Annotated in this window: 22 protein-coding genes and 2 pseudogenes; 13 read left to right on the forward strand and 11 right to left on the reverse strand. The window is 68.8% G+C overall.

Annotated features, from left to right (window positions below):
• Position 1 precedes the first annotated feature (1 nt).
• Both Acor_RS24875 and Acor_RS24880 read right to left on the reverse strand, forming a co-directional pair.
• On the reverse strand, positions 2-1,132 hold the full coding sequence (locus Acor_RS24875; protein ID WP_155339156.1) for a HupE/UreJ family protein: 1,131 nt from the start codon (positions 1,130-1,132) through the stop codon (positions 2-4).
• 173 nt (positions 1,133-1,305) lie between these two features.
• Positions 1,306-1,749, reverse strand: coding sequence for a DUF6223 family protein (locus Acor_RS24880; RefSeq protein WP_155339157.1), 444 nt, complete (start codon positions 1,747-1,749; stop codon positions 1,306-1,308).
• A gap of 219 nt (positions 1,750-1,968) precedes the next feature.
• On the opposite strand from Acor_RS24880, the gene Acor_RS24885 reads away from it, so the two are divergent.
• Positions 1,969-3,084 (forward strand): sensor histidine kinase, encoded by a 1,116-nt coding sequence (locus Acor_RS24885; protein ID WP_155339158.1) that lies wholly within the window; start codon positions 1,969-1,971, stop codon positions 3,082-3,084.
• Positions 3,081-3,723, forward strand: a pseudogene (locus tag Acor_RS24890) (response regulator). The gene Acor_RS24885 and the pseudogene Acor_RS24890 overlap by 4 nt, the downstream one beginning before the upstream one ends.
• On the opposite strand, the gene Acor_RS45555 reads toward Acor_RS24890, so the two are convergent.
• Positions 3,687-4,244, reverse strand: a complete 558-nt coding sequence (locus Acor_RS45555) for a CocE/NonD family hydrolase (protein WP_218034458.1) — start codon at positions 4,242-4,244, stop codon at positions 3,687-3,689. The pseudogene Acor_RS24890 and the gene Acor_RS45555 overlap by 37 nt on opposite strands.
• Complete coding sequence (locus Acor_RS45560) at positions 4,144-5,382, reverse strand: CocE/NonD family hydrolase (protein WP_218034459.1); 1,239 nt, start codon at positions 5,380-5,382, stop codon at positions 4,144-4,146. Before Acor_RS45560 ends, Acor_RS45555 begins: the two co-directional genes overlap by 101 nt.
• A 33-nt stretch (positions 5,383-5,415) precedes the next feature.
• On the opposite strand from Acor_RS45560, the gene Acor_RS24900 reads away from it, so the two are divergent.
• The gene (locus Acor_RS24900; RefSeq protein WP_155339159.1) at positions 5,416-5,640 is read left to right on the forward strand and encodes a hypothetical protein; all 225 of its coding nucleotides are present in this window, start codon (positions 5,416-5,418) and stop codon (positions 5,638-5,640) included.
• 51 nt (positions 5,641-5,691) lie between these two features.
• On the opposite strand, the gene Acor_RS24905 is transcribed toward Acor_RS24900, so the two are convergent.
• Positions 5,692-6,417, reverse strand: coding sequence for a TetR/AcrR family transcriptional regulator (locus Acor_RS24905; RefSeq protein WP_155339160.1), 726 nt, complete (start codon positions 6,415-6,417; stop codon positions 5,692-5,694).
• A gap of 85 nt (positions 6,418-6,502) precedes the next feature.
• Here Acor_RS24905 and Acor_RS24910 point away from each other — a divergent pair, with 85 nt between their 5' ends.
• The 6 genes from Acor_RS24910 to Acor_RS24935 all read left to right on the forward strand — a co-directional run bounded on the left by Acor_RS24910 (position 6,503) and on the right by Acor_RS24935 (position 11,926).
• Entirely contained in the window at positions 6,503-7,444 is a 942-nt protein-coding gene (locus tag Acor_RS24910) for an ATP-binding cassette domain-containing protein (RefSeq protein WP_170317064.1), read from the forward strand.
• Positions 7,444-8,265, forward strand: a complete 822-nt coding sequence (locus tag Acor_RS24915) for an ABC transporter permease (protein ID WP_155339162.1) — start codon at positions 7,444-7,446, stop codon at positions 8,263-8,265. Before Acor_RS24910 ends, Acor_RS24915 begins: the two co-directional genes overlap by 1 nt.
• Before the next feature lie 204 nt (positions 8,266-8,469).
• Positions 8,470-9,465 (forward strand): RCC1 domain-containing protein, encoded by a 996-nt coding sequence (locus tag Acor_RS24920; protein WP_155339163.1) that lies wholly within the window; start codon positions 8,470-8,472, stop codon positions 9,463-9,465.
• A 169-nt stretch (positions 9,466-9,634) separates the two neighbouring features.
• Positions 9,635-10,051 carry a YciI family protein gene (locus Acor_RS24925; RefSeq protein ID WP_155339164.1) on the forward strand — a complete coding sequence of 139 codons (417 nt, stop codon included), beginning with the start codon at positions 9,635-9,637 and terminating at the stop codon, positions 10,049-10,051.
• Positions 10,051-11,265: an RNA polymerase sigma factor gene (locus Acor_RS24930; protein ID WP_155339165.1), complete on the forward strand. Its 1,215-nt coding sequence runs from the start codon at positions 10,051-10,053 to the stop codon at positions 11,263-11,265. Before Acor_RS24925 ends, Acor_RS24930 begins: the two co-directional genes overlap by 1 nt.
• A gap of 259 nt (positions 11,266-11,524) precedes the next feature.
• Positions 11,525-11,926, forward strand: a complete 402-nt coding sequence (locus Acor_RS24935; RefSeq protein WP_155339166.1) for an MFS transporter — start codon at positions 11,525-11,527, stop codon at positions 11,924-11,926.
• A 16-nt stretch (positions 11,927-11,942) separates the two neighbouring features.
• Here the strand turns inward: Acor_RS24935 and Acor_RS24940 are convergent, their stop codons facing one another.
• Positions 11,943-12,719: a nucleotidyltransferase gene (locus Acor_RS24940; RefSeq protein ID WP_155339167.1), complete on the reverse strand. Its 777-nt coding sequence runs from the start codon at positions 12,717-12,719 to the stop codon at positions 11,943-11,945.
• Between the two features lie 1,439 nt (positions 12,720-14,158).
• On the opposite strand from Acor_RS24940, the gene Acor_RS24945 reads away from it, so the two are divergent.
• Positions 14,159-14,503 carry a hypothetical protein gene (locus tag Acor_RS24945; RefSeq protein ID WP_155339168.1) on the forward strand — a complete coding sequence of 115 codons (345 nt, stop codon included), beginning with the start codon at positions 14,159-14,161 and terminating at the stop codon, positions 14,501-14,503.
• A gap of 96 nt (positions 14,504-14,599) precedes the next feature.
• Positions 14,600-14,890 (forward strand): pyridoxamine 5'-phosphate oxidase family protein, encoded by a 291-nt coding sequence (locus Acor_RS24950; protein WP_170317066.1) that lies wholly within the window; start codon positions 14,600-14,602, stop codon positions 14,888-14,890.
• Here Acor_RS24950 and Acor_RS44645 read toward each other — a convergent pair.
• Positions 14,812-15,285, reverse strand: a complete 474-nt coding sequence (locus Acor_RS44645) for an MBL fold metallo-hydrolase (RefSeq protein WP_246239072.1) — start codon at positions 15,283-15,285, stop codon at positions 14,812-14,814. The genes Acor_RS24950 and Acor_RS44645 overlap by 79 nt on opposite strands.
• 120 nt (positions 15,286-15,405) lie before the next feature.
• On the opposite strand from Acor_RS44645, the gene Acor_RS24960 reads away from it, so the two are divergent.
• The gene (locus tag Acor_RS24960; protein ID WP_155339170.1) at positions 15,406-16,164 is read left to right on the forward strand and encodes a hypothetical protein; all 759 of its coding nucleotides are present in this window, start codon (positions 15,406-15,408) and stop codon (positions 16,162-16,164) included.
• A 254-nt stretch (positions 16,165-16,418) separates the two neighbouring features.
• Positions 16,419-16,637, forward strand: a complete 219-nt coding sequence (locus Acor_RS24965; protein ID WP_155339171.1) for a hypothetical protein — start codon at positions 16,419-16,421, stop codon at positions 16,635-16,637.
• A 184-nt stretch (positions 16,638-16,821) separates the two neighbouring features.
• Here the strand turns inward: Acor_RS24965 and Acor_RS24970 are convergent, their stop codons facing one another.
• From Acor_RS24970 to Acor_RS46375, 4 genes and pseudogenes are all read right to left on the reverse strand, one after another.
• Positions 16,822-17,283: a flavin reductase family protein gene (locus Acor_RS24970; protein WP_155339172.1), complete on the reverse strand. Its 462-nt coding sequence runs from the start codon at positions 17,281-17,283 to the stop codon at positions 16,822-16,824.
• Entirely contained in the window at positions 17,280-18,503 is a 1,224-nt protein-coding gene (locus tag Acor_RS24975; protein ID WP_155339173.1) for a styrene monooxygenase/indole monooxygenase family protein, read from the reverse strand. The genes Acor_RS24970 and Acor_RS24975 overlap by 4 nt, the downstream gene beginning before the upstream one ends.
• 101 nt (positions 18,504-18,604) lie before the next feature.
• A complete protein-coding gene (locus Acor_RS43405; RefSeq protein ID WP_218034461.1) occupies positions 18,605-18,997 on the reverse strand; it encodes a helix-turn-helix transcriptional regulator in 393 nt (130 codons plus the stop codon).
• A pseudogene (locus tag Acor_RS46375) lies at positions 18,967-19,624 on the reverse strand (cupin domain-containing protein). Before Acor_RS46375 ends, Acor_RS43405 begins: the two are co-directional and overlap by 31 nt.
• Positions 19,625-19,747 lie beyond the last annotated feature (123 nt).

A 19,747-nucleotide genomic window follows, 5' to 3' on the forward strand; every position in this document is an offset into this window, starting at 1 on the left:
GTCAGGTCAGGAGGGGAGAACGTTCCACGAACCAGACCAGACCGGCACCGGCGACGGCGACGGCCGCGGCGACGGTGCCGAGCGTGAGGGCGCGGGCGGCGACGGGCGTGGTCGCGGCCCTGCGCAGGAACAGCAGCGCAGGGAAGGCGACCGCGATGATCGTCAACTGGGCGAGTTCGATGCCGACGTTGAAGGAGATCAGGTCGGCCAGCGTCGAGGCCGACGGCGGCCCGTCGACGCTGAGCGCGCCCGCGAAGCCGAGCCCGTGCAGCAGCCCGAAGCCGAAGACCACGGGCAGCCGGTGGCTCGTCCTCGGCGAGAGCAGGTTGTCGAGCGCGACGAACGCGATCGACAGCGCGATGAGCGGCTCGACGATCCACCCGGGCACGCTGACCCAGCCGATCGCGGCCAGCACCAGGGTCACCGAGTGCGCGGCCGTGAAGGCCGTGGCGACCTCGACCACGTCGCGCAGCCGCTTCGCGCCCAGCAGCAGCGCCAGCAGGAACAGGACGTGGTCGAGCCCGAAGAGCAGGTGCTCCGCCCCGAGCCGGATGAACTGCGGGATCTCACTGAGCAGGTCGGTGTTCCCCACCGTGACGCTGGTGTGGGCGGTGTCGAGCAACGCGGAACCGCGGTGGCCGTCGACGTCGTAGGCGACCAGCGTGGTGGTCTCGTCGACGACGCCGTCGGAGGCGCGGAAGATGTCGCTGCGGACGGTGAGCGCGCCGGACGCCGGGCAGGCGTAGGCGAGCGCGACCTGCACCGCGCCGGAGTCGGCGAGTTCGACGCGGGCGTGTTCCTGAGCGGTGCACCCGATCGAGCCGCGGCTCAGCCGCAGCCGCTCGCCGACGTACCCGGCCGCCTCGCTCGCGTGCGCGTCCAGCGAACTGCGCCGCACCTCGGTCGGCACCTCGACGGCGGCGCCGTCCGCGCCGACCGCGTCCGGGCTCAGGACACCGTCGAGACCCAGCAGCCGGGCCAGGATGTCGTACTCCACGTCGACGACGGCCGCGACGCCGTCGCCCTGGCCGCGGAGGTCGATCGCGACCTCGGTCGCGCGGACGTGCGCCTGCGCCGGGGCCGCGGCGAGGAGCAGGACAACAAGAGCGGTGAGGAACGCCAGCAGACGCACGGGGAAGCACTTCCGTCATTGGAGGGGGGAACGGCGGTCGTTCCTCAACCCTGCAGTGATCGCTCCACACCGGGCAACACGCGACGATCCAATTCACCGACCCTTCCGCTGGCGGCTACCCGCTGGCCGAAAGATGGGTTTCTGGGCGCCGAAATCCGGCTCTCCGGGCCCGGCTACGAGGCCCGCGCGGATTGCCGTCCGGTGCGGCGGGCGCGGGCCAGAGCCAGCCCGCCGAGGATCAGGGCGATCGGCCCCACCACCAAGGCCACGAAGCCCCCGACTATGCCGTAGCCGGTGCCGGGACCGCCTTCGGCGGCGGCCACGACCAGCCCGCCGATGACCACGCCGGCCAGCCCCGCCACCAGGGCCACGATGGCACCCCTTCGTCCCTTGCCGGTGCCGATACGACCGGTGGAGCGGGCCAGAGCCAGCCCGCCGATGATCGCGCCGGCCAGCCCCAGCAACGCGGCCGCCGAGGCCCACAGACGCCCGGCGGTCAAGGCGTAGGCGTCGGCGGGGACCGGCTGGACCATGAGGTGCGCGGCCGCCGGTGTGGCAAGCACGATACCTTCGACCAAGGCGGCCGCGGCCACGGCCAGCATGAATCGGACTGACATGAGGGTTCTCCTTCTTCCGCTGCGAGTGGGCGTCGCTTGATGATGTCCGCTGGACCCCCCGCCGGTCGTCCGGCGGACGCGGGCAATTCACGCTGCCGCCGATGGCGCGCCCGGGTGCTGCGGATGCCGCAGGAGCCGCGAAACTACCGCGGGTGCGGTAGTCGGCCGGTCATCCGCGCGCAGGAGTCGCCCGCGCGGACATCCGGTTAGGGTGCGCGCATGGGTACAGGACGGGCTGGTGTCAGGGATTGGGCGACAGCCGTCGGGGTGGCGGCGATCCTGCTGGTCACCGGGCTGTCCGAGCGGCACTCCGCCATGTACCTCGACCTGCTCGGCTACGCGTTGCTGGTGGCCGGCGGCCTGGGGCTGGCCGCGCGCCGCCGGGCTCCGGTCGGCGTCCTGGCCGTCACCGGGTTGTGCGCGGTGGGTTACCAGGCGGCCGGTTTCGACGTCCCCGCCGTCGCGTATCTGTTCGCGGTGTACGCGGCCGTGCGAGCGGGACATCACACCGTGACGGTGGTGGCGAGCGTGATCATGCTGGCCGCTCTCCCCGTCGCGGCCCTGGCCTCGGGGTCGCACGACGCGGGGGAGGCGTTCGCGCAGGCTCGGGGCGCCCTTGAGCTGGCCTGGCTGATCGCGGCCGGCGCCGCGGGTGAGGCGTTGCGGCAGGCCGAGCGGCGGGCGGAGGAAGCCGAGCGCACCCGGGAGGAGACCGCGCGGCGCCGCGCGGACGAGGAGCGGCTGCGGATCGCGCGGGAGTTGCACGATTCGCTCACCCACCAGATTTCGATCATCAAGGTGCAGGCCGAGGTCGCCGTCCACGTGGCCCGCAGACGTGGTGAGCAGGTGCCGCAGGCCCTGCTGGTGATCCAGGAGGCCGGGCGTGAGGCGACCCGGGAGCTGCGCGCGACTTTGGAGGCGCTGCGCGAGGACGGCGCGGCCCCGCCGCGTGGGCTCGACCAGGTCGCGGAACTGGTGGAACGGGCTCGGACAAGTGGCCTGGACGCGACGCTGACGATCGAGGGGCACCGGCACGAGGTGCCGTCCGCGGTGAGCGGGACCGTCTACCGGATCGTTCAGGAGTCCCTGACCAACATCGCCCGGCACGCCGCCACCACCACCGTGTCGGTCCGGATCGACTACTGTCCCGGCACCCTCACGATCCGCGTCGACGACGACGGGAAGGCGGCACCGGGCACCCTCCCGGTGCCCGGTGCCGGGCTGCTCGGGATGCGCGAACGGGTGACCGCGCTAGGCGGTCGCCTGCGCGCGGAGCCGCGCGGCGAGGGCGGCTTCACCGTCCAGGCCGAACTTCCTGTGGATCGAACATCGTGATCCGGGTCCTGCTGGTGGACGACCAGCCGCTTCTGCGCAGCGGGTTCCGCGCGCTTCTCGATCTTGAAGACGACATCGAGGTGGTGGCCGAGGCCGGCGACGGGTTGGCTGGCCTGGCTCTGGCCAGGGAACATCTGCCCGACGTCGCGCTCGTCGACATCCAGATGCCGGTCGTCGACGGCATCGAGCTGACCCGGCGTATCGTCGCGGATCCGGCCCTGGCCGGGGTGCGCGTCGTCATCCTGACCAACTACGGCCTGGATGGATACGTCTTCAACGCACTGCGCGCCGGGGCGGCCGGATTCCTGGTCAAGGACATCGTGCCGGAGGACTTCCTGCACGCGGTACGCGTTGCTCGCCCCGTCGATCACCCGCAAGCTGATCAGCCGGTACGTCACCCAGCCGCGCGGCATCGGCACCGGCATCGGGCTGGAAGAGCTGACCAACCGCGAACGCGAGGCCGTCGCCCTGGTCGCGCAGGGCCTGTCCAACAACCAGATCGCCGACCGCATGGTGATCAGCTCACTGACCGCGAAAACGCACATCAACCGGGCCATGACCAAGCTCCACGCCCGTGACCGCGCTCAGCTCGTCATCCTCGCCTACGAATCCGGCCTGGTAGCCCCGCGTAGTTCCTGACATTGGGTGACCGGAACCACGACCCGTGAGATCGACAGGTCGATCGTCCGGTGTGACGGCAGCATTCTCGTTGAGGTGGCCGGGTCGTCGTCTGTTCCCAGATTCGGTTCCCAGCGCGGATGCGACCCGCCCGCGACGACCAGCCGAATCCGGTTGTCCCGCGCGAACCGGTGCGCGACGGCGTCGAGCTCTATACGAATCAGGCCCTGGGGCGCCGAAGGATCGAGTCGGACGAACCCGTCGCTGACGTTGCGTGAGCGGCCTTGGGCATCCACTTCCGACACCCGAACGAACAGGTCGGCGAAGGGGTTGTCGGAACTGTGGCCCAGTTCTACAACCGGGCTGCCGACGACCTCGAGCTCCGTGGTCAACGGGTCTGACGTGAATGCCAGCACGTCGGAACGCGAGGCGAGCACGCTGTCATCCGTGTAGCCCGCCGTCACTCCCGGGGAGACTTGCGTGACGAACGCGCCGCCGTAGGTGGGGGTCGGCTGGGCCGGGTCGTAGGTGAATTCGCTCACTTCTCCCGCGTCGGCCGGTCGAGCGGGCCAGGAGTTCGCCGGAGCGGGGATACAGGATCTGCTCGACCGTCGCCGGCGGCCAGGCCGGAAGGTCGCGCCAGCCCTCGTTCCGACCGCTGACGAACACCTTGACCGGCATGGCGCGGCGCCGGACACCGGATCCGGCCAGCTGCTCGTCGAACCAGGCGAGAGCCTCGGGGAGCAGGACGCGGGCGCCCTCGGCGCCCCCCTGAGCATGCGTCCATGGACCCATGGTGAGTCCGACATCGACGCCACGATCGGCCAGCCGCGCGTACCCCGCCAGCGTCTGGCGGAGAAAGCCGTCCTGCCAGCCGCCCTGAAGCAACACGGGGACTCGCACCCGATCCAGCGCCTCAGTCAGGTTGGCGCTCTTCCACCATGGGTCGCCCAGGTCCCGCCGGCCGATCCACTCGCGGTACCAAGGCGCCTTCCCGCCCATCAGCTCTTCAGCGGCGTCGGCCAGCGGAAGCGCTGTCAGGGCCTTCTTGATACGGCCACGGGCCGACAGAACCGCGAAGATACGCGGCAGTATCGGCTTCTCTTGCCTGGTCGCGACGAACGACCATTCGAACATCGTGCTGAGCAGAAAGGCTCCACCGGTGTAGACGAACGCACCGAAGTTGTGCGGCGCGCACGCGATGACCGCGGTGGCCAGCTCCGGAGGCGGGTCCATCAGTAAAGCCCACTGAGTGAAGCCGAGATACGAATAGCCGTGGGTGGCGAAGCGCCCGTCGAACCACGGCTGCTCGCGCATCCAAGCGACGATGTCGGCCGCATCCTCGACTTCCCGCATGAATGGTTCGAAGGCTCCACCCGATCCGAACGTGCCCCGGCACCGGACCAGCACGACCCGATAACCGCGGCCTGCGAACATTCCGCCGGTCATGGCCGACCCCATCGCGTTCGTGCCGTAGGGGGAGCTGACGAGCAGCGTTCCCGACGCCGGCCCCTTCGGCTCCAGGAGATTCGCCAACAGCTCGACGCCGTCTCTCATCGGGATCCGCACGTCGCGGGTCACGCTGTAGTCGCTCGTCGAAGCGGGCAGCCGGGCGTACTTCGTCCACAGCAGGTCGGCGAGCCGTTCCCCGAGCGTGCGATCCTTGGCTCGTTGGTTCATCTCTCTCCTCCGCACCACAACACGTGCCTGGCCATGCGCGCCTCCCGTCGCCCGCATCGGCCCGCGGACGCTCGACCCGGGTCTCGTTTCCTCGAAAGAGGCGAGGCCGATCTGCGAGAAGGCATCGCCATCCTGGGCGACTCACCAACGGCCGACCGGCTGAACGAGACGGTCGAGCTCATCCAGTTCCTCAGGGACGAGACCCGCGCGATGATGCGCCGCTGGCAGGAGCGCAAGGCGGCACTGCGAACACGGTGAACCGCAGCGCCTCCACCTCCAGGGCGATGTCTTGTGCCATACCCCGTTCTGTTACTCGGCCGTTGGCGGGAGGGCCGCGGCGATGCAGTCGAGGACGCGCCGGAGCCCGTAGCGGAACTGGTCGTCGCGGCTCAGGTGCGGCTGGCGCGCCTCCATCACGATCTTGGTGAAGATCGGGTACTCCCCGCTCTTCACCAGCTGGTCGACGTACGGGTAGCTCCGCGCCATCCACTCCGACTCGCTGAGGCCGCTGCGGCGGACTTCCTCGGCCGAGCTGGTCTCCTCGCGGACGGTGCCCTCGATGTAGCTGGTCAGCAGGGCCACGAGGCCGAGGTTCTCGTCGATGGAGACGAAGGCGTCGAGCACTCCCATCAGCCGTTCGATCAAGAGCAGCTGGTTGGGGCCGAAGCTGGGGAGTGACCGCTGCACGGTGGCGATCCACGGGTGCCTCAGCCACATGGCCCGCAGCCCGTCGGCGTAGCGGGTCAGGTCGGCGCGCCAGTCGCCCGAGGGCATGCCCGTGACGTCGATCTCGCCCATCAGCCGGTCGGCCATGAGCTCGACCAGGTTGTCGCGGCTCGGGACGTACCGGTAGAGGGACATCGCGCCGGCGCCGATCTCGGCGGCGATCCGCCGCATGGTGGCGGCCTCCAGCCCCTCGGCGTCGGCGATCCGGACGGCCGCCTCGGTGATCTGCGCGCGGCTGTAGACCGGCTTCGGCCCGCGGGCGGGGCGCTCGGGCCGCATCCAGATGTTCACGTACTCGGCGTCGGTCACCGTTCCACCCCCTAGTTGCGTACATAGTACCCAGTAACTTAGCCTGGCCGAGATAACCGCGTACAACGTACCCAGTGGAGGAATCATGGCGGATCCGGTCGTCTTCGCCGAGGGGCTGCACAAGTCCTTCGGCGACACCCATGCGCTGCGGGGGCTGGACCTGAGCGTTCCGAGCGGAACGGTCTGCGGCGTGCTGGGGCCCAACGGCGCGGGGAAGACGACCGCGGTGCGCATCCTGGCGACCTTGTCCGATCCCGATGCCGGGCACGCCCGCATCGCCGGATACGACGTCGTCCGCGAGGCCGGCAAGGTGCGCGCCAGGATCGGGCTCGCGGGCCAGCACGCCGCCGTGGACGAGAAGCTCACCGGCCGTGGCAACCTGCGCATGTTCGGGCGCCTCTCCCACCTGTCCCGGCGCGAGGCGCACCGGCGGGCCGACGAGCTGCTCGAACGCTTCGGCCTGATGGACGCCGCCGATCGGCAGGTCACCGGCTACTCCGGCGGCATGCGGCGCCGCCTCGACCTGATCACCAGCCTCATCCTGCGCCCCGAGGTGCTCTTCCTGGACGAGCCGACCACTGGCCTGGACCCGCGCAGCCGCGGCGAGATCTGGGACAGCGTCCGCGAGCTGGTGGCGGAGGGCACCACGGTGCTGCTCACCACGCAGTACCTGGACGAGGCCGACCAGCTGGCCGACGACATCGCCGTCGTCGACCACGGACAGGTGATCGCCACGGGCACACCCGACGAGCTGAAGGCCACGATCGGCGACCGCCTCGACGTCGTCCTCGAAGACCCCGCCGCCCTGGGTCCGGCGGCGACCGTGCTGAAAGCCCTGGCCGGGACCGATCCCACGATGACCGGCGCCGACCGGCTCAGCGTCGCCCTGCCGGGCGGCGGCTTCCGGCTCGCCGACATCGTGCGCGAGCTCGACCGCGCCGGGGTCGCCGCGGCCGACGTCGGGCTGCGCCGCCCCACCCTCGACGAGGTGTTCCTGCGCCTCACCGACCGGAAGGAACTGGTCTGATGACCGACCTCGCCCCGCCGCTGGGCCGCCGCCTGCGGTGGACGTTCACCGACGGGCTGACCCTGGTCGGCCGCGAGCTGGGACGGCTGCGGCACGATCCCGGCGAACTCGTCGCGGCGCTGATCTTCCCGGCCGTCATGGTGGTGTTGTTCGGGTACGTCTTCGGCAGCGCGATCCAGGTGCCGGACGGCGGCGACTACCGCGAGTACCTCATGCCCGGCCTGTTCGCGATGGTGACCTTCTCCGCGGTGATGGGGGTCATGACGCGGATGGCCGCCGACGCCTCCCGCGGTGTGATGGACCGGTTCCGCTCCATGCCGATGGCGCGTCTGGCGGTGCCGTTCGGGCAGACCGGCGCCGACCTGCTGGTCGGCCTGCTGATGCTGGCCGTCATGGTGGGCGCGGGCCTGCTGGTGGGCTGGCAGCCGCACCGCGGCCTGATCCCCACGGCCCAGGCGTTCCTGCTGATGATCGTGCTGCGGTACGCGCTGAGCTGGGCAGGCGTCTATGTGGGCCTGGCGGTGAAGAACGACCAGGTCGCCGACGCGATGGTGCCGCTGTTCCTGCCGTTCACGATGCTGTCGAACGCGTTCGTCCCGACCGGCGGCATGCCGGGCTGGCTGCGCTTCCTGGCCGACTGGAACCCGGTGAGCGCGCTCACCGCCGCCGCACGGGAGCTGTTCGGCAACCCGGGCGTCCCGTCCGGAAACGTGGCCTGGCCACTCGCGCATCCGGTGACCGCCGTCCTGCTCTGGTCGGCCGCGCTGCTGGTGATCTTCGTCCCGCTGTCGCTCCGCGCCTACATGCGCAGAGGACGCTGAACGCTCGGCGTCAGCCGAGAAGGGCGGGCCGCCCTTCGACAGTCAGGGCGTCAGCCCCGATTCGAGAGGTGTTAGCGGGCGGCCCGCAAGTAGACCACTTTGGGTGGTTGTTCAGACTCCGAGTGGCTCTGGTCTCCTTTCGTCCCAGGTGGGTTACATAGGGTCCCGCACGTGTGAGATTTGGTGGCTGTGAGTCAAGGCGCCATGACCAATGTCAAGGCGATCAGAGCGAGCTTTCTCAGCGGGTTCGCGATCCGTACCGACGGCACGCTGCGGGCGTGGGGTGTGAACGACAATGGAAATCTCGGCGACGGCACCCACACGCCGCGATGGACCCCGATACAGGTCCCAGGTCTGACCATGGTCACCGATGTGTCCGGAGGCCACACGCACACGGTGGCCCTGCGCTCTGACGGCTCGGTGTGGACGTGGGGTTCGAACGGCTGGGGCCAACTGGGCGACAACACGCAGACCGCCCACTTCACCCCGGCGAAGGTGCCCGGGATCTCCGGTGTGAAAGCGGTCGCCGGCGGGTGGCGGCACAGCATGGCCCTGCGGACCGATGGAACCGTCTGGACGTGGGGCGGGAACGCCAACGGCGCGCTGGGAACGGGGGACAAGGTCGACCGCAAGGCCCCCGTCCCCATCTCGTCTCTCACCGGCATCTCCCAGATCACGGCCGGGTCGGACTCCAGCTACGCGCTCGGCAGCGGCAAGGTGTGGTCGTGGGGAGAGAACGCCGAAGGCCAGCTGGGTGACGGTAGCGGCCTGCCCAACCGGACCTTCCCGGCCAAGGCCGCCCTGCCTCCCCTCGTCGTGGCCACCGGGTTGGCCGACCTGAGCACCAGCGCCAACCACATGCTCGTGATCCGAACGGTGACACCCGGGTTCCAGGTCCACCTCACTCCGCGATCGGGCACCATGCCCGCCGGGGGTTCGCTCAACGTGACCGTCCCGATCAAATGGATCAACGGCACCCCGCAGCCGGTCACCCTGACCGCCCCCGGTCTGCCGCCGGGTCTCACCGCCACCTTCAACCCCGGCACGGTGGCACCGGGCGGCTCCTCCGTCATGACTCTTACCTCAACTCCGGAAACCCCGCCCGGCTCGTACGCGGTGACCATCATCGGCTCGACCACCGGACCTGACACCAGCACGACAGCCGTCTTCTCCCTCCAGGTCACCGACCCGGTTCACTGATCCCGCACTCGCATCGGAGGGCTGGTCGTCGTTCCTGGAACGACCAGCCCGTCAGCGTAGGGTGGCACACTGCGGGAGATTTCTTCGGGACTGTGTCGATCCGTGTGCCGCTCGTTCGACGTGTGGGTGCGAGGGCCGAGAGGCGGCCCCGCTGGACGAGGAGAACGCGATGCCGAAGTACATGCTGATCATGCGGGGCACCGATGAGTCGCACGCGGCCATGATGGCTTCGATCGACGAGTCGATGGCCGCGACCGGCCGGTTCATCGAGGAGATGATCAAGGCCGGTGTCCTCCTCGCGGCTGAAGGGCTGGACCTTCCGGGCCGGGGTGTCGTGGTCGACTTCAGCGGCGAGGCCCCGGTGGTCACCGACGGGCCGTACGGCGAGACCAAGGAACTGTTCGGGGGCTACTTCATGCTCGATGTCGCCTCGAAACAGGAGGCGGTCGAGTGGGCCAAGCGGGTCCCGGCGGTCCGCGGGTCCAAGATCGAGGTCCGCCGGGTGGCCGGGAGCGACGAGGTCCCGGAGGGTAACGAGCACCTCGTCGAGGAGCGCGCCCGGCGCGAGAGCAGCGACCAGATCTGATGAGTACGGCCGACGTCGAGGCCGTCTGGCGGATCGAGTCGGCGCGGATCGTCGCCGCGCTGACCCGGTTCACCGGCGATTTCGGGCTGGCCGAGGACGCGGCCCAGGAGGCGGTCGCCGAGGCGCTGGTGTCATGGCCGCTTGCCCCTCCGGCCAATCCGGCCGGCTGGCTGATGGCCACGGCCCGGCGGCGGGCGATCGACGCGATCCGCCGCCGGACCGCCCTCCAGGACCGATACGCCCTGCTGGCGGCCGACCCGGCGGTCGACGAGGAAATCGACCCCGACAAGATCGACGACGACGTTCTGGCGCTGATGTTCGTCAGCTGCCATCCGGTGCTCTCCCCGGAGGCCCGGGTGGCGCTGACCCTGCGCGTGGTCGGCGGCCTGTCCAGCGAGGAGATCGCGCGGGCGTTCCTGGTACCCGTGCCGACCGTGCAGGCCCGCATCACCCGGGGCAAGAAGACGATCGCGGCGGCCGGGGTGCCGTTCGAGCTGCCGGCGGCCGGCGAGCGCCGGGAGCGGCTGGGCGGCGTGCTGAGCGTCCTTTATGTGATCTTCACCGAGGGGTCGACGGCCACGTCGGGCGACCGGCTGCTGCGCCCCGACCTCGCGTACGAGGCGATCCGGCTGGCCCGCACGCTGGCCGCGCTGCAGCCGGACGAGCCCGAGGTGCACGGCCTGCTCGCGTTGTGCGAGCTGACGGCCGCGCGCTTCCCTGCCAGGACCGGCCAGGACGGCTCGCCGGTCCTGCTCGAGAACCAGGACCGGCGGCGGTGGGACTTCTCGGCGATCCGCCGTGGGCTGGCCGCGCTGGCCAAGGCCTCGACTCGCGGCCTCGGCCCCTACGGCCTGCAAGCCGCGATCGCCGCCACCCACGCGTCGGCGCCCTCCGTCGAGGCGACCGACTGGGACCGAATCGTGCTGCTCTACGAGGCGCTCGGCCGGGTCGCGCCCTCGCCGGTGGTCGAGCTCAACCGGGCCGTCGCCGTGGCCATGGCCTCGGGTCCGGCGCAAGCCCTGGCCATGGTGGACGAGCTTATCGCCTTGGACCGGCTCCCCGGTTCGCATCTGGTTTCGACCGTACGCGGTGAGCTGCTGGCCCGGCTCGGCCGGCGACCGGAAGCGCGCGCCGAGCTGGAGCTGGCGGCCCGGCTGTGCGCCAACCAGCGCGAACGCTCAGTGCTGCTGCGCAAGGCGGCCGCGCTGGGCTGACTTCTGGTGGCATACTGCCTGGGTGCCCCGGATCTCGACGACCTCCGCGACCACATGGTCCCGGCCCGGTTCATCCGGATTGACACGTTCCCTTTGACCGTCAACGGGAAGGTCACTCAGCCCTCCCGGACCCCGATCGCGCTGCCGCCTGCCCGCCGCGTACTTGGCCGCAGCGGGAAGCCTGCTCATCCCGTACTCCGCGCAGCGTGCGTTCAGCCCAACGGAGACAGGCCTCCTATTGGCAGCCACGTCAGTCGGCATGCTCATCGGTGACGTCGTGGTCGGGCGGGCGTTCGCGCCTGCCACCCGGGAACGACTCGTCCTGCCACTGCTGCTGGTCACGGGCACGCCCCCGATCACGCTCATCCTGGACCTGCCGCATCCGGCGATCGTCGCAGCGTACGTAATCACCGGCGTGGGATCCGCCTACCTGCTCGGCCTGCAGCGACGTTTCCTGGAGGCGGTCCCGTCCAACCTCCAGGGACAGGGTTTCGCGCTGCTCAACACCACCACCATGACCTTCCAGAAGATCGGACCCCTCGTCTTCGGCGTGTTCGCGGAATTCCTCCCGGTCGGCCTCGCGATCGCCCTGACCGGGGTGAGTAGCGTGACCACCACACTCCTCCTGCGCGACGCGATCCGCCCACGCACATCCGGCTGAGGCTGTCCCGTGGCGGTCACGATTCAGCTGAGGTCCCTGTCGGTTTGTGACCGGCCACCAGCCGGTCGATCGCCGGCCCGAGAAAGGCGAGTGTCGATTCGGCGCGGTAAGCAAGCCACGGTTGCCCGGCAGGCCTCGGATCTCCATAGCGACGCCGCCGGATGTCCTCCACCACCTCGGCGGGTGCGTCCAATTCCTGGAGCACTCCGAGAGCGTCGCGCTTGCTGATCAACTTTCCGGTGCGTAGGGTCACTGTCGCCCTGGCCAGGGTCAGCAGGCCGAGATCGACCCAGATGTCCTTGAGCCACCACTCGGGATGGTCCAGCGACGGCCGCCAGAAGGTCTTCAGATCGTGGAGGACGAAGTCGGTGAGCTGCCGCTCGGTGACCGGTGGGAGAATCACCGCTGGTGGCTCGCCGTACAAGACGAGCCCGAATTCGTGCAGTTCGCGTCTGGTCACCGGGGTGATGGGACGGCGCAGAAGTTCCTCGTGCGCCCAGGCCAGATGTGCGCGCGCGGGGTCGGCCGCCTCGGCGGCGGGGAGATAGCCGCAATGGAGTTTCACCGCGAGCGGGTTGCTCCTGCCCAAAATCTCATGCACATCAGCGATGTGATGTTCCTCCTGGGCAGTGCAAGCGCGGCTGAGCACAGCGACCAGGTCGAGATCGCTGCGCGTCGGCTGGTAGTCGCCACCCGCGAGCGATCCGTGCGCCCACATCGATACCAACGGCACGACAGGCCGTATGGCAGTGATGAAGTCGTCGAGAAGGCGTGCGGTGGCGCCATCAGTCACGTAGCCGGGTCTTTCTGCTGGTCCGTCGGTAGAACGCGGGGAGGCAACAGTTCTCGAAGTAATTGTGAGCCCCATGTCAACAGCCATAAGCGTGTGCATGGCCACGGACACCGCCTGTGAGGCTTGGCGCCACCCGTCGGTGGTGACCGCCTGGTTCGTCGTCGAACAGGCTGTCCGCTCACGCATGGTGACGACCTGCGGGAAGCCGGGGGAGCGACAGCCACGCCCATCGCGGCGAGTGTGCCCGCTCATCTGCAAAGTGCGCGACGACCCAGCCCTCCGCCGGATACCGGCCGTCAACCTTCAACCCCTGGAGGACCTGGCGGGATGGTCACGGTCCCCGAACGGCTCCCGCCCTCGGTACCACCTCCTGGTGTCATCGGCGCGAATGACGGATCGATCACTTGACTCGAACCTGGCAGCTTCCGCTTCCCTGAGTCCCTGACCCACTACAGTCGGAGGCTGCGCCGGTGGGATCCGCTGTTACTTTCGCCTTGCAACGGCCATCGCCTTGCCACTTACAGATGGCATCGGGTTTGAACTTCTTAGCGGACGGCGTGCCGCTGACCTCGGGTGACGGGCTTGGGAGCTTCGAGGCCATTCTGTCCGTCGCGGTGGGCTTCGGCTGGGGAAGGGGCTCGTGGAGCCAACGCCCCGCCGCCATGGTCGTAACTGTGGCGGCCAGCACAATCAAGCCGACCAATAGCACGCCGAGGCGACTATTCGTCGTCCATATGGCATGACGCCGGGACTCTTTCGGAGAGGGCCGCCCGCGTTGGACACGGATCCAGGCACGCTGCCACTCGGCCAGCCTTTCGTGGCCGGTGACCCCGCATGCCCGAACGAAGGCGACCAGGATTCCCATGCCGGGCATACGTTTCCCACTCAGCATGTCCGACACCGTCGCCTGTGCCAGGTGATCTCCGTTGTCACGAGCCGTCTTCGCCAGCGTACGCAGGCTAGGCCGCCCGGCCTGGGTGTGCAGCTCGTTCAGTAGCCTGACCAGGTCCTCCTGAGTTCGCACCGACGCCGGGTCAAGACCCTCATCTGCCAGACCGTTCGCCGGATCTGTCATCCGTAAGCCTCCGGGTTGGAGTTCGACAGCGTTCCAAGGTGTTCGATCGTTACGCTTAGCGTCGATACGGTAGCATCCCGTCCTCATCGCAGGCCGAGGTTTCATGACACCGTCAAGGAGCGTTCACCAACGCCGGCACTTCGTACGACACCGGTAAGAGATCGTTCCGCGCTCTACTGAACACCACGTCGCAGGCTGTCTGCTTGGTACGGCGATTCCGGACGGACCGGCATCCCACCTGGGCCGGAGGGCCCCACACCCCATGAACTCAGCAGACACCCGCCACAGCGCGGATCGCGACGCCGCGCGTCCAAGGATCCGGGCGAATTCCCCCGCCGTCATCATCACTGCGATTCTGTCGCCGTTGGTGTCATACACCGGCGTATCGCTCACGGTGGTCCACAGCACCAGCGACCCGGCCCTGGCCATGTTCACTGGCCTCGCGGTCACTGTGCTCACCTTCGCCACCGCCGCGCTCGCCGTCACGGATGAGCGCGCCCGCACGCCTACCCCGGCGCGTGACCGAGGAGCGACCAGAACCACCGCGATCGCTCTGGTCTCGCTCCTGTGCGCGGTCCCCCTCCTGATCGCCTATCCCACCGCCGCGCCCATCGTCAGCGCCCTCACCGGCATCATCTGCACCGCCCCGATAGTCGCCGTACGCGCGCGGAAAGGCACTCCCGCGAAGGGTGGCTGTCGACCTGGATGAAGGTCTGCCGGCACGGACCCGAGTGGCCGTGCCGGCCGGCGCAGGTCTGTACGCCTCCCAGCTGTGTTCGATCACAAAGCGAGTAAAGTCGGCGGCGTGGACGTGGCTTCGTTTGCCGAGATCGCCGTCGAATTTCAGGCGCGTATCGCTCGCATCGCGTGGGCCACGGTGGCCACATCCGGGCCCGACGGCGCGCCGCGGACCCGGATCCCGCACCCAATCTGGGAGGGCCACGTCGGCTGGATCGCCTCCACCAGCGGCAGCCTCAAGCTCCGCCAGATCGTGCGCGAGCCCCGGATCAGCCTGACCTACTGGGATCCTCTGCACGACAACGTGCACATCGAAGCCGTCGCAGCCGCGCCGAACCCGGCGTGCCAGAGCAGGTGATCCCAATGCGGATGCGTCGAGAAACCCGCCACAACGGGCTGGCTCAATTCGCGAAGGTCGTTCGCGAGGCAGGCCATTTCGTGGCCCTGCACCCCGGGGTCGATGAGCAGCACACCAGCGCGGCCTTGCACGACAACGGAGTTGCTTTGGCAGAACTCGCTCTCGTGGATCAGCACGCCCTCCGCGACCTGCCTCAGCACGGTGACCCCTTCCGCTTGTGATTTGCAACCACTTGTCGAGACGGTAGTACCGGGCGGTGGTGGATTGCAAGCAGTATGGGCGAAGCGAATGAGCCGCGGTCGGAGTGCCGGATCGGCCTGGCCGAGCGGTTGTATCCGCCCTGATCCATCGTCCAGAGGCTTGTATGTCGGGTACTGACAGACCCAACGCCGCATCGGAGATTTCTCGGGCGAGGTTCCCGGCCTTCCCGTCTCGCTGCGCCCGGGATGTGACCTAACTACCAATTTGCCATGCAGTAAACGATCCACAACGATATGGGACTCGTGATCCGAATCATGGTTCCTATCGCCGCGTTCCTCGCCGCCAGCTTGATCCCGAGCGGCGCCGCGTTCGCACGTGTTGCCGACGACCCCGCCGTGAACCGCCTCTACACCGCCGGCCCCATCGCCCGCACCACCTGCGCCGAGAAGCCGATCAGCAAACGCAACAATCTCCCCATCGCCAAGGCGTACGTGACCAGCGTGGTGGGCTGCCTCAACAACGCTTGGTCCAAGTATTTAGCGAAGACCGGCCACAAGTTCGCGAAACCCAAGGTCGCGCTGCTGTCCAAGAACCCCGCTCGCTTCTGCGGCAGCAAGTGGGAGAAAGAGACAATTTACGACTACTGCTTCCTCAATCGGACGATCGCCATCGTGCTCGACCGGCGCTTGCTCAACCTCAAGCCCAACGACCTCTACATCTTCCTCACCACGGCCGAACTGTACGGCGAGCACGTCCAGACTCTCACGGGCCTCGACGCCGACTGGGCCGAGAGCGCCCCCAACCCCGATGAGGACGAGGAGGGGTTCGCCGAGAGCGTCCGCCGCCTACACCTGCAAGCCGCCTGCCTGGGCGCCGCCTTCACCGCGAGCGTCTACAAGTCGATGCCCCGCAAGACGGCCGAGTGGAAGTCCATCGTCCGCGAGAAGAGCAAAGAGATCGGCTACATCTACGGCTCAGCCAAGGCCATCACGTATTGGCTGAACCGCGGCTTCAACTCCCGCAACCCCAAGTACTGCAACACCTGGACCGCTTCCACTGCCCAGGTCTCATAACCAGACCCATCGCCGCGAAACACAGCATCGTGATCGTGGTGGCGCACGCCTGCGGCGGGCACACCAGACGGCTCGATCTCAGCCCGCGGACCGTCGCCTTGGAAAGTTTCAAGTCGTAGCTCGCTTGTTCGCGAGGCCCTGCCAGGTCACGCCCCACCTGAACGATCACCGGCGGGCGTGACCTGGACGCATATTGCTCGCGCGGTGATGCTCACGAAGGAAGTCCGACATGTCATCCACTCACAGGAGGATTGATGCGCAAGGTTCGAGCCTTGATCGCAGTCGGCACCTTGGTCACCGGGTTAACGGTGGTCGCGAGCGCCACGCCCGCCCAGGCCGACACGCTCCGCAATGTCTACTTCACGGCGTCCTACTGCTACCAGTACGGCAGCTACGGCGTCCAGAACGGTCTCTGGACCTCCTACCACTGCGACCTAACGAACGGCTACTGGTTCCTCTGGAGCAACCCGTAAGAATCGGGCTCGCGCCCAACTCACCGCGGCCCCGCGTGATCTCGCGTCTCCCGATGCGTTAGCCCGCGGGGTTCGCGGCGGGCGACGCGCCGGCGGGGGAGCGGTGCCCCCGTCCGCGTGGACTCGTTCACAGCGACCTGCTCCAGGTCCTCAAGCGCGGCTGGCTACGCGGCCCCGCCGGTGGTCATCTCGGGCCAGAACTCCCGGTAGCGCCGGAGTGGAAGACGAGCGGCTCCCCTTCGGCCCGCTGGTATCTCTCCACCGCCCCGACGAAGATGTGGTGGTCGCCGCCGTCGTGGAGGCGCTCCGTACGGCAGACGAAACTGGCCAGCGTCCCGGCGAGTATCGGCAGGGGAGCGCCGAGCAACTCCACCCCGGCGAACTTGTCGGTCGAGGGTGTGGCGAAGCGCCTGGACAGGTGGTCCTGGTCAGCGGCGAGGACGTTGACGGCGAACCGCCCGGCCCGCAGGAAGAGCGGCGCGCTGGGCGCCCGGTTCGACAGGCACCAGAGCACCAGCGGCGGATCGAGCGAGACCGAGGTGAAGGAGTTGACGGTCACGCCGGCCCGCTCCCCGTCGTCGGTCACCGTTGTGATCACCGCCACCCCGGTCGCGAACTGCCCGAAAGCCTCACGGAGCAATCTCATGCCGCGACTCTGCTCAGGTAGGCCTCGGCTCGGCCGGCGTCCATGAACCAGTCGGTGTAGTCGGCCGGGTCGTCGAAGCCGTTGACGAATCGGGAGGCGATCTCCGGATGCTGTCCGGTGGCGCCCAGGAGCGCCAGATGGTGGGGTTCGGCCGGCGCCAGCAGGGCGTTGGTCCAGTTCGTGACGTGCTGGGCCTGCGTCCAGAAGAGGTCGAAGGTCCGCCGCATCCAGTCCGCGTCGAACGGCTGCGCGCCCCGTTCCACGATGGCCCGCAGGTAGGTGGCGGCGCACTTGGCGGCGTTGTCGCTGCCCTGCCCGGTGATCGGGTCGTTGAGCACCACGACGTCGGCGACGCCGAGCACCGGTGCGCCGGAGGGCAGAACGGCGACAGGACGGCGAACCGTGGGGGCGAAGCGGCCGGTCAGGACCGCGTTGGCGTCGGTGAGCTCGATCCCGGCGCAGCGCTCGGCCTCCCACGGGAAGAAGGTTTCCAGGATCTGGCGACTGCGCGCCAGATGCTCGGCGGGGCCGCGCACGTCGCCCCAGCAGTCCATGGGACCGCCTGGCACGCCCTCGAACACCATGATCTCGCAGGGGCCGGTGTGTGTGAGCGCGGGGAAGACGAAGTACTCGCCCACACCGGGGAGCAGATTGAAGCAGACCGCCGAATGATCGGGGCGGGGGGCGAGACCGTTGACGTAGGTGACCGCCAGCGCGCGCTGCGGAGCCGCGTACGGGGAGCGTGCGGGGTCCCGCTCGAAGAGCGAGGCGATCTGCCCCTTCCCCGCGGCGACGAGGACCAGGTCGTACTGGGTGGCATAGCTCTCCAGGTCCGCTGGCGTGGCGTCGCGCAGGACGAGCTTGCCGCCGAGCCGTTCGAACTCGCCCAGCCAGGCCGGCATCTTCAGCCGCTGGTCGACCGAGCGGGCCGGGACGTCCAGCCGCGCCGCCCAGTCGAGTGATTTGCCGCCCTCCGGGCTCGGAACCGTGAGTGCGATGCCCTCGATGGGCGGGCAGACGTCGGCCCACCAGTCCAGGCCGAGCTCACGCTCATGGGTATGCGCGGTGCCGAACATGGCCTGGCCGGACATCACCCGGCCGTCGCGGATTTCCTCGGGGGTGCGGTTGGAGATCACGGTGACGGCGTAGCCGTGCTGGAGCAGGCCGATGGCCAGGTGGAGGCCAGCCTGGCCGGCGCCGACGATGAGGATTTCGCGCATGGTGGTGTGTTCCTTCGGTGTCAGGAGTGGAGGTTGCGATCGGCGTCTGACAAGAAGGTACGGCTGGCGCGTCCGCCCGAGCTATCCGCTGAGCGCGGATCTCATCCACCTGACGCTGAACCCCTGCGCAACGTCTCCGACGGCGGCAGCCCGTACCTCTCGCGGTATTGGGCGGCGAAACGTCCCTGGTGCAGGAAGCCCCATCGGGCGGCCACCGTGGTCACTGTGGTCCTGGCGGGATCGGCCGTCCTGAGCTCGTCGTGCACCCGCGCCAGCCGTACCTGCCTGAGGTAGGCCATCGGGGTCAGCCCGCAATGCGCGCGGAAACCCTCCTGGAGAGAGCGGCTGCTGACCGCGACGGCGCCGGCGATGCCGGAGGTGGTGAGCGGGAGATGCGCGTGCCCTTCGATGAACTCCATCGCCCGGCGCACGACCTTCGGCAGCGCGGCCGGCCTGGGCGCCGTCAGCCGCTCCAGGTAGTTGGAGGGCTGCATGTCAGCAGCAGGGTGATCAGTGCGTTCTCCAGGTGCGCGATGGCCAGCGGATGGCCGGTCAGCCCGTCGTCTCGTTCGGCCTCCCCGACGAGCAGGTCGGCCATGTCCCGCCAGGACCGGGTCCAGCCCGTCGTCAGGTCCATACCGAGATCGAAGAAGACCGGACCGTTGAGCTGTTCGCCGAGCATCTGCTCCAGCGAGCGCTCGATAGAGGTGCGCTCGAACTTGATCACCAATTGGGGGGCAGCCGGCGGCCCAGCGCATGTCGAGGTGGCGGGTCGGCGAGGGCAGCGCGGCCAGCGACGGGGTAGAGACGATTTCCTTGTCGCCGGCGCGGATCAAGCTGCGTCCGACAAGCGGGATCATGACCAGGAAGAATGTGTCGAGGTCGCCTGGTTCGATGTGCACGTCGGCGCCGTAGTCGAGGTAACTGACGCGGACCGAGCCGAGCTGGACGGAGTTGAGCCGGGCCGACAGCAGGTCCGCATCCCCGGCCAGGTGCAGCCGGTGCGGGCAGAATACTTTGGCGACCTCGCCGCGGACCTCGTCGAGGTCGGAGCTGGCGAAGACGGCACGATTGCTGAGGAGCACACCAGATGATCGTCGTTCTCGACCCCGGTGTTCCATGAAAAAGGACCTCTAAGAGCCTGGGTCGCTGCGCGTGAGACACCTCTGCATCCACCCGTCATGGGATCGCAGCCACTACGGGCGCCTGCTCGTGGTTATTTCGCTACCCGTTTGGGTGGTGCT

Source organism: Acrocarpospora corrugata (assembly GCF_009687845.1).
Classification (GTDB): Bacteria; Actinomycetota; Actinomycetes; order Streptosporangiales; family Streptosporangiaceae; genus Acrocarpospora; species Acrocarpospora corrugata.